Here is an 8,134-nt window from a genome sequence, read left to right as displayed (position 1 = left end):
CCGCCGCGCGTATAGGCATAGGTGACGTAATAACTGTCCGGCCAGGTCATGCGCGTGCGCTGGCCTGCCTCATTGTAGAGATAGCTGACCGTGCCGTTTGCCCCGTCATTCTGCGAGGCCAGCCAGCCGCGGCCGTTATAGACATTGGTGATCGTCTGCGACCCGTTCGAGACCGTCAGGATGCGGCCGTGATTGTCATAGGTATAGCTGGTCGAGGCCGTGCCGGAGGGCGCGTTGACATTGGTGATCCGGTTGAGGTTGTCGTAGGTGTAGCCGAACGTGTTGTTCGAGCGTGTCCGCCGATAGACGATGCGGCCATAAGCGTCATAGGTCAGTTGCTCGTAATCGCCGCTATTGGACGTGCCCGCCCCCTGGGTCGAGGAGGGATAGCGGGTGTATTGCAGCCGGTCGAACGTATCGTAGTGATAGGTCATACGATTGTTCTCGCCATCGGTCAGGCTGGCGACCCGGCCATTGTCGGTATAGGTCCAGGCCGCCTCGACGGCTGCGGCGGACGTGTTGTAGGCCGTCGTCACCTGGGTGCGCCGGCTGGACGTGTCATAAGCGGTGCGGGTGATCCGGTCGGGCCCGTAACTGCCGGCCGTCGCCAGCGTGCAGGCCGAGGATGGCGGGCTGGCGAAGGTGGCCGGGTTCATCCGCCGGGCCACGCAATCGGTACGCCCGGCAGTGTCGTAGGAATACTGTACCAGCGCATGCGTGCTGGAACCGGTGATCAGGCGCGAGGCCGAAAGGCGGTGCGAGGTGTCATAGGTGACGGTCTGGCGCTCGATCTCGGAGAAGCTGGTCCAGGCACTGCCATAGCCGGGCATGGTGCCGAACTGGACCTGGGTCACCTGGCCGCGCGTATTATAGGTGGTGCGCTGTGCGGAATGGGTCAGCGGACCGCCGGCATCCGGGTCCGGCCCGATCTGGCCGGTCGGCCGGCGCAGCGCGTCATAGGCAAAGACCGTGCGATTATTCGTGCCGTGCAGGGGCGGGTCGAGCGAGACCAGATTGCCCACCGCATCGTATTGCATCGTGCTGGTCGCGCTGAGCGCGCCATTGCCGGCCGCCTCGGTGGTCGAGGTCATCAGGAGATTATTCGCCACGCCGGACGAGCCGTACACCATCGTCGTCACGATGCGATAGGATGAATTGGTGCAGCTGGGACCGGAGCCTTGGCGGCAGGTCGAGCTCTCGACCGGCAGGTAGATCGGCCCCGGGCCGGACATGACCGGGCCGGTGTCCTTGTGATACCAGGCATAAAAATCGTCATAAACGATGCGGATCTGCGGCCGGGCGAGCCCGCCCGCCGGGGCGGGCTGCGTCACCGTCAGCACGCCGCCATGCGTGCTGTCATAGGTGAAATCGGTCTGGTTGCCGGCGCCGTCCCTGACCCAGCTCGGCTGGTTGCAGGTCAAGGGGTTGGAACAGCTGGTGGGATAGCCCGCCGTCATCCGCGTCACGGTGGACAAGCCCACCTTGGCGCGCTCGGTCACCGAGGTCACATTGCCGCGGCTGTCATAGCCATAGGCGACCGAATTGCCCTCCGGCGCCGTGATGCGGGTGAGCTGGCGGCTGGAATTATAGGTGTATTCGGTGCGGTCGGACGAGGGCGTGACCACGGCCGTCACGAGGCCGGTCGACAGGCTCGACTCGACCTGGGTATTGCCCGCCGGCCCCGGCGCATTGACCGTCGTGGTGCGGGTGCCGCCACTGTCGGAATAGCTGTAGGCCGTGGTCAGCCCGTTGACACTGACCGAGGACACACGGCCGGACGTGTAGGCAATTGTGACATCGTTCGACGCGCTGCCCGGCAGGCGGATGCCCGTGACATTGCCGGACCCGTCGCGCACGAAACGCGTCACACGGCTCAGATTGTCGGTATACAGCCAGTCATTGCCGGTCTTGCCGATGGTGAGCGTCGGCCATGTGCCGGACAGCGAGCAGGATGTCGCAATCGGCGCGCAATATTCGTCCGCCATGTTGAACAGCACGGCTTCGGTGGGGCGGGCCCAGTAGGCCGCCTCGGCCGGATCGATGGACGCCGCATCGAGTGCATAGCTGATATGGAGCTGGTAGCCGCGATTGGTCGTGACGGCCTGGAGGCGTGAATACGCCTTGTCGAGATCCATGCAGGGAATGCCGCCGCACATCGCCGACTCGAAGGCAACGGCATAGTGGTAGACCCACTCCTCGCCATTGGGGAAAGTCACCGACTGCACGATGGCCTCATTGGCCCCGTAGAAAGCCTGGTGACCGATATCCTGTTCGGTATAGATCACCTCGGTGCCGTTGGCGGTGGTATAGGTGAAAGTCGTCCCGCTCTGCACCAGGGTCGAACCGGTCGGCCGCACCGGCACATAGCTCGATCCGGATTTGGTGAATGTCTCCGCCGAGCTGAAGAGCGAGACCGTATAGGTCGATCCGTAGGACGCGATTCCGGCCATCACGCTGTGGTGCCAGTCATTGCCGATATAGTTCTGGGAATAGCTCAGACCGCCATTGGCCGGATCGCCGATACTGATCCCCGGCGAACGCGTCGTGAAGTCGCCGCTCGGCAGGTTGACGCCATTGCCGTCGACCGCGGGATAGACCAGTGGCAGGGCCGCCCCGCCCTGCGCGAAGGACGGCGCTGCAAACGCTGAAATTGCAAGCAGACAGGCGACAAGGCCGGCGGACAGCAGGCGGACGAACGGCATGGAGACACTCCGGAAATCGGGTACTGGAACAGACGTCAGACAGGCAGGGACACGCGCCGGTCAGGCGCCGGTCGTCTTCTTGCGCGTGCGGTTGTCCGCGTCGTCGTATTCGTATTCGCGCTTCACGCCGTGATTGGGTCCGCCGGAGTGCTGCACCTCGACCACACGCCCCTGGGCGTCATAGGTGTAGGTGACGGTTTCCTGGGCGGCGGCTGCGCCCAGCGGAAGGGTCAGAGCGCCCAGCGCCCCGGTCAGGGCAGAGCCCAGCAAGAATTTTCGCATGATATCATCCCTCCGCTACGCGCCGGCCGGCGGGCCGGAACCGCCCCCGTCCTCACGCGACAGGGGCTCGACAAATTCGCGTTCAAGGCGAGTACGGCACAGCTTTGGAATACAATCAATGATTTTGTGGGCGGCAGGCGAAATTTGACGTTAATGCAAAAGCGCGAATTGAAACCATGCCGTCCGGCCCCGCCCGCACCGGCGCACTTTCCCCTCTCCCGCACCGGTGCTAAGTCGCGCTCATCCTCCGTATCAGCCTGACGAGCGAGCCATGACCGACGCCCTGCAATCCGCCATCGAGACCGCCTGGGACAATCGCGACAGCGTGTCTGCCGACACGACGGGCGAGGTGCGCGAGGCGGTGGAAACGGCGATCGGCCTGCTCGATGCCGGCAAGGCCCGCGTCGCCGAACGCGCCGGCAATGGCGATTGGACCGTCAATCAATGGCTCAAGAAGGCCGTGCTGCTGGGCTTCCGGCTCAATCCGATGGGTCTGGTCGAGGGCGGCGTCGCCGGCTCGAAATGGTGGGACAAGGTGCCCTCCAAATTCGAGGGCTGGGGCGAGGCGGATTTCAAGGCCGCCGGCTTCCGCGCCGTGCCGCCCTGCGCCGTGCGCCGCGGGGCTTTCATTGCACCGGGCACGGTGCTGATGCCCTCCTATGTGAATATCGGGGCGTATGTGGATGAGGGCACGATGGTCGACACCTGGTCGACGGTCGGCTCCTGCGCCCAGATCGGCAAGAACGTCCATATTTCCGGCGGCGTCGGGATCGGCGGCGTGCTGGAACCGCTGCAGGCAGGCCCGGTGATCATCGAGGACGATGTCTTCATCGGTGCGCGCTCGGAAGTGGCCGAGGGCGTGATCGTACGCACCGGCGCCGTGATCTCCATGGGCGTCTTCCTGGGCCAGTCGACCAAGATCGTCGACCGCGCCACCGGCGAGATCACCCGCGGCGAAGTGCCCGAATACGCCGTCGTCGTGCCCGGCACGCTGCCCGACCCCAAGGGCGGCCCCTCGCTCGCCTGCGCCGTCATCGTCAAGCGCGTGGACGCGCAGACGCGGGCCAAGACCGCGATCAACGAGCTGTTGCGGTAGGGGGCAGCAGAGGGACATGTACCTTCGGTACGTGTCCCGTCGAGAACCCGCGATCTCACCTTTCCCATGGGACACGTACCCGAGGTACATGTCCCTCGCATCTATCCCGCCAGCCAGGCCTTCACGCCTTTCGCGGCCGCTATCCCCGTTGCGAAGCTGGCCTGCAGGAGGTAGCCGCCGGTCGGGGCATCCCAGTCCAGCATCTCGCCGGCGGCGAAAACGCCGGGCCTTGCCGTCAGCATGAAATCCTCACCCACCGCCGCGCGTGTTATACCCCCGACCGAGGAGATGGCGCGCTCGAGACCGCGCTGGCCGGTGACGGTCAGCGGCACGACCTTGATCAGCGCCGCGAGCGTGGCCGGGTCTGACGGCAGATCCGCCACCGCATCGCGCAGGAGGGAGATGGCGGCCGGCGTAAGGCCGGCCTTGCGCAGGCGGTTGGACAGGGACTGGCCCTTTTTCGCCCGCGCCAGGATCGCCGCCAGCGCCTCGGCGGTCTGGTTGGGGCGCAGGTCGAGGTGCAGCGTCACCGGTCCCTGCGCCAGCGCGTTGCGGATGGGTGCGGCGAGCGCATAGACCGCCCCGCCTTCCAGCCCGTAGCGGGCGATCACCGCCTCGCCGGCGACCCGCTCCCCGCCCAGGGTGAGCGCGATCGTCTTCAGCGGCGTGCCGGCGAAACGCTCCCTGGTAATGTCACTGAATGTCACTTCCATGCCGCAGTTAGAGGGCATGAACGGGGCCGTTGTGACGCCCTCACGTGACAGAATGTCCGCCCAGTGTCCGTCCGATCCCAGCCGCGGCCAGCTCGCCCCGCCCAGCGCCAGAAGCGTCGCATCGGCGCGGTGCGTGACCGGTCCGTCCGGCGTCTCGAACACCAGCGCACCCTCTGTGTCCCAGCCGGTCCAGCAATGCCTCACATGCAGGACAACACCCTGATCCTCCAGCCGTTTCCGCCAGGCCCTGAGCAGCGGCGACGCCTTCATCGCCTCGGGAAACACCCGGCCGGACGAGCCGGCGAAAGTCGCCTGCCCCAGCCCCTCGCACCAGGCCCGAAGCGCCGCCGGATCGTGCTTGAGAATGACCGGCCCCAGCCAGTCCGCCGCCTCGCGATACCGGCCCAGAAAGGCCGGCAGGGGTTCGGAATGGGTGAGGTTGAGACCGCCGCGCCCAGCCATCAGGAATTTGCGGCCCGGCGTCGGCATTTTCTCGAAGATATCCACGCCAAACCCCGCCGCGGACAAATATTCCGCAGCGATCAGGCCGGCCGGCCCGGCCCCGATAATGGCTATGCGCTTCGCGGTGGTCATGGCCTGTCCTAGCGCGCGTCCCGCGCCGCGGCCATCGCCCGCACCCGCTCGACCGGCAGGGCGTGCACCACGGCGTCCGAGCCGACAACCGGGTAGTCGATATCCTCGGCCATCAGGAGGGCGTTATAAATGGCTTCCTCGGTCGCCTCGATCGCGGCCTGGAACAGCGGCGACATCTGGCCGTTCGGCAGGTCGGCAATCGTCGCAATGTCTAAGCGGCGTTCCGGCGTGCGGCGGACATCGGGATGGGTGGAGAAGGCGATGGCGTAATCGCCCGACCCGTTGGTGATCGACGCACCGGTGCGCGCCAGGCCGGCGAATGTGCGCCGGGCGAGACGTTCCAGATTGCGGTCGGACAGGGGCGCATCGGTGGCGAGCACGATCATGATTGAGCCATCAGCCCGATCGTCGGCGACATGGTCGGAGAGATAGAACTGCCCCAGCTCCTCGCCGACGGGCAGGCCATCCATCTGCAGGATGCCGCCATAATTGGTCTGCACCAGCACGCCCAGCGTCCAACCGCCCAGAGCTTCGGGCAGGCGGCGAGAGGACGTGCCGATTCCGCCCTTCCAGCCAAAGGTCACCGTGCCATTGCCGGCTCCGACATTGCCTTCCGCAACAGGCCCGTCCGGAGCGCTCTCGATGGCCTCAACCACATGTTCCGGCATGACAATCCGGGCGCGGATGTCGTTGAGCCGGCTGTCATTGGTCTCGCCGACCACCATGTTGAGCGAGCGGATGTCCTCATGACCCGGCAGCGCCAGCGACCAGTCGAGTATCCCGTCCGCCGCCCGCGGCACGGCCAGCGTGTTGGTCAGCACGATGGGCGTCTCGATCTCGCCCAGCTCGCGGATCTGCGTCGCCCCCATCAGCTTGCCATAGCCGTTTCCAACGGCGAGGGCGGCCGGAACCTTGTCGGCATAAAGATCGCCGCCATGCGGCAGGATCGCCGTGACACCGGTGCGGATCGCGGCTTCAGCATCGGTCAGCGTCACCTGGCCGACCCGCACGCCCGCCACATCCGTGATCGCATTGAGCGGACCGGGCACCAGCACACCGGGCGCGATACCGATCTCGCGGGCCCGCACCTGGTCCGGGCCGCGCTCCTGGGCGCCTGCTGCCGCTGTCGTCACCACCATCGCCATTGCCAATCCTGCCAGCCTTGCCGCACCGATCATGACGGCGCCTCCCTGATCTGCCGCCCCGTTTATAACAGCCCCTGCGCTGACGTGCCGCTACCCGTTGCGGCTCGAATCTGATGGGATGCGCCTGTTCGAACACAAAGGGGCGCGTCATGAGCGACGAAACCAAGACAGACCGTCCGGCGGTGGCCGACCCGGCAGCACCCTACGGGTCCGCCAATAATCCGTCGGAATTCGACGTGCTGAACAAGCTGGGCAAGGACGAGCCCTATTTCATCATCCGTGGCGGCGACCCGCTGTCCGACGCGCTGGTCGAGCTGCACGCCTATATCGGTGCAGGCCAGTCCGGTGCGGCGCACGACACGCTGGAACGCATTCTCGCCCTCACCTCGCAACACCCGCCCCGTCCGGTCGGCTCGCCGAAATACCGCGAAACCTTCAAGATCTCGGTCTCGATGGAACGCTATCGCGAGACGCACGGGCGCTCGCACTAGCCCGCAGGCCACGCTCATGAGCGACATAGTCACGATCCGCCGGGCCGCCCCGGCGGATTTCACCGCGTTGGGCGAGATCATGTTCGACGCCGTCCACAATGCGCCCAGCCGCTATACGCCGCAACAGCGCCAGGCCTGGGTGCCGGAACCGCGCCGCGGCGATGACTGGAATACGCGCCTCGCCGGGCAGGTGATCTTCATCGCCGAACAGGACGGCCACGCCGCCGGTTTCATGTCGCTGGCACCGCCGGACTATGTCGACTTCGCCTATATCCGCCCCGGCTTCCAGGGCTCGGGCCTGTTCCGGCGGCTCTATGCCGCGATCGAGGAAGTGGCGATCGAGACGGGCCAGACCCGCCTCACCGTCCATGCCAGCCTGATGGCACAACCGGCCTTTTCGGCGATGGGTTTCGAGATCACACAGCCCGAGACGGTCGAGGTTCGCGGCGAACGCCTCGACCGGTTCGCAATGGAAAAGCCCCTCAAGGGCTAGAAGCGCGACCCGTCCTTGCGGCGAAAGCAGTCCGGGTCGGAATAGCGGCCCGGCTTCGCCTCCAGATCGATATCGGGATAGAAGGCCGCGTCTGCGTCCGAACGCCCGCCGGCGACCAGGAAGACGCAATCGGCGCCCGAGCGGTTCTGCAGGCAGTGACCATTCTCCACCCCGGCCGGAAAGCCCGCACAATCGCCGGCGCGCAACACGGTTTCGCCCTCATCGGTGACCAGGACCGCCTCGCCTTCCATCATCATGACGAACTCGTCCTCATGCGTGTGCCAGTGGCGCTGGGACGACCAGGCCCCCGGCTCCAGACGCACAAGATTGACGCCGAAGCCGGTCAGCCCGGCCGCCATGCCCAGCCGCCGCGCATGGCGCCCCTTAACGACGCCGGCATATTCGGCGGGATAGCCCGTGCCCGTGGTCTCCTCGATATCCTGGATCGCAAATTTCACCATGATTACTCCCCCGTCCGGCATCACACTCAAGACATTGGATATAGGCGCCCTCGGCGATATTGGCGACCGGCGCGCAAAACCCGCAGCCCCTCCCGACAAGGGGCAGGCCTCAGGGTGCATGGATCAGGAGGCCAGGGATCAGGGGGGCCAGGGGGCC

Annotated in this window: 7 protein-coding genes and 1 pseudogene; 3 read left to right on the top strand and 5 right to left on the bottom strand. The window is 66.1% G+C overall.

Annotated features, from left to right (window positions below; genetic code table 11):
• Positions 1–2,702: pseudogene (locus tag ABJO18_RS16430) on the bottom strand (hypothetical protein); the annotation flags it as partial.
• A gap of 60 nt (positions 2,703–2,762) precedes the next feature.
• Positions 2,763–2,984 carry a hypothetical protein gene (locus ABJO18_RS16425; RefSeq protein WP_291884643.1) on the bottom strand — a complete coding sequence of 74 codons (222 nt, stop codon included), beginning with the start codon at positions 2,982–2,984 and terminating at the stop codon, positions 2,763–2,765.
• Between the two features lie 271 nt (positions 2,985–3,255).
• On the opposite strand from ABJO18_RS16425, the gene dapD reads away from it, so the two are divergent.
• Positions 3,256–4,080 carry a 2,3,4,5-tetrahydropyridine-2,6-dicarboxylate N-succinyltransferase gene (gene dapD, locus ABJO18_RS16420; RefSeq protein WP_348509202.1) on the top strand — a complete coding sequence of 275 codons (825 nt, stop codon included), beginning with the start codon at positions 3,256–3,258 and terminating at the stop codon, positions 4,078–4,080.
• 101 nt (positions 4,081–4,181) lie between these two features.
• Here the strand turns inward: dapD and ABJO18_RS16415 are convergent, their stop codons facing one another.
• Together ABJO18_RS16415 and ABJO18_RS16410 are read right to left on the bottom strand one after the other, a co-directional pair.
• Positions 4,182–5,387, bottom strand: a complete 1,206-nt coding sequence (locus ABJO18_RS16415) for a TIGR03862 family flavoprotein (protein ID WP_348509201.1) — start codon at positions 5,385–5,387, stop codon at positions 4,182–4,184.
• Between the two features lie 8 nt (positions 5,388–5,395).
• Entirely contained in the window at positions 5,396–6,526 is a 1,131-nt protein-coding gene (locus ABJO18_RS16410) for a P1 family peptidase (RefSeq protein WP_348509203.1), read from the bottom strand.
• Positions 6,527–6,681: 155 nt separating this feature from the next.
• Between ABJO18_RS16410 and ABJO18_RS16405 the strand changes: the two genes are divergently transcribed.
• Positions 6,682–7,023: an aspartate decarboxylase gene (locus ABJO18_RS16405; RefSeq protein ID WP_271186389.1), complete on the top strand. Its 342-nt coding sequence runs from the start codon at positions 6,682–6,684 to the stop codon at positions 7,021–7,023.
• A 16-nt stretch (positions 7,024–7,039) separates the two neighbouring features.
• Positions 7,040–7,516 carry a GNAT family N-acetyltransferase gene (locus ABJO18_RS16400; protein ID WP_348509200.1) on the top strand — a complete coding sequence of 159 codons (477 nt, stop codon included), beginning with the start codon at positions 7,040–7,042 and terminating at the stop codon, positions 7,514–7,516.
• Here the strand turns inward: ABJO18_RS16400 and ABJO18_RS16395 are convergent.
• Entirely contained in the window at positions 7,513–7,977 is a 465-nt protein-coding gene (locus tag ABJO18_RS16395) for a cupin domain-containing protein (RefSeq protein WP_348509199.1), read from the bottom strand. The genes ABJO18_RS16400 and ABJO18_RS16395 overlap by 4 nt on opposite strands.
• Positions 7,978–8,134: the final 157 nt, after the last annotated feature.

The sequence above is a fragment of the Maricaulis sp. genome (assembly GCF_039978735.1).
GTDB lineage: Bacteria > Pseudomonadota > Alphaproteobacteria > Caulobacterales > Maricaulaceae > Maricaulis.
Note: the sequence above shows the minus strand (reverse complement) of the source record. Positions and strands in the feature narration are given on the sequence as shown.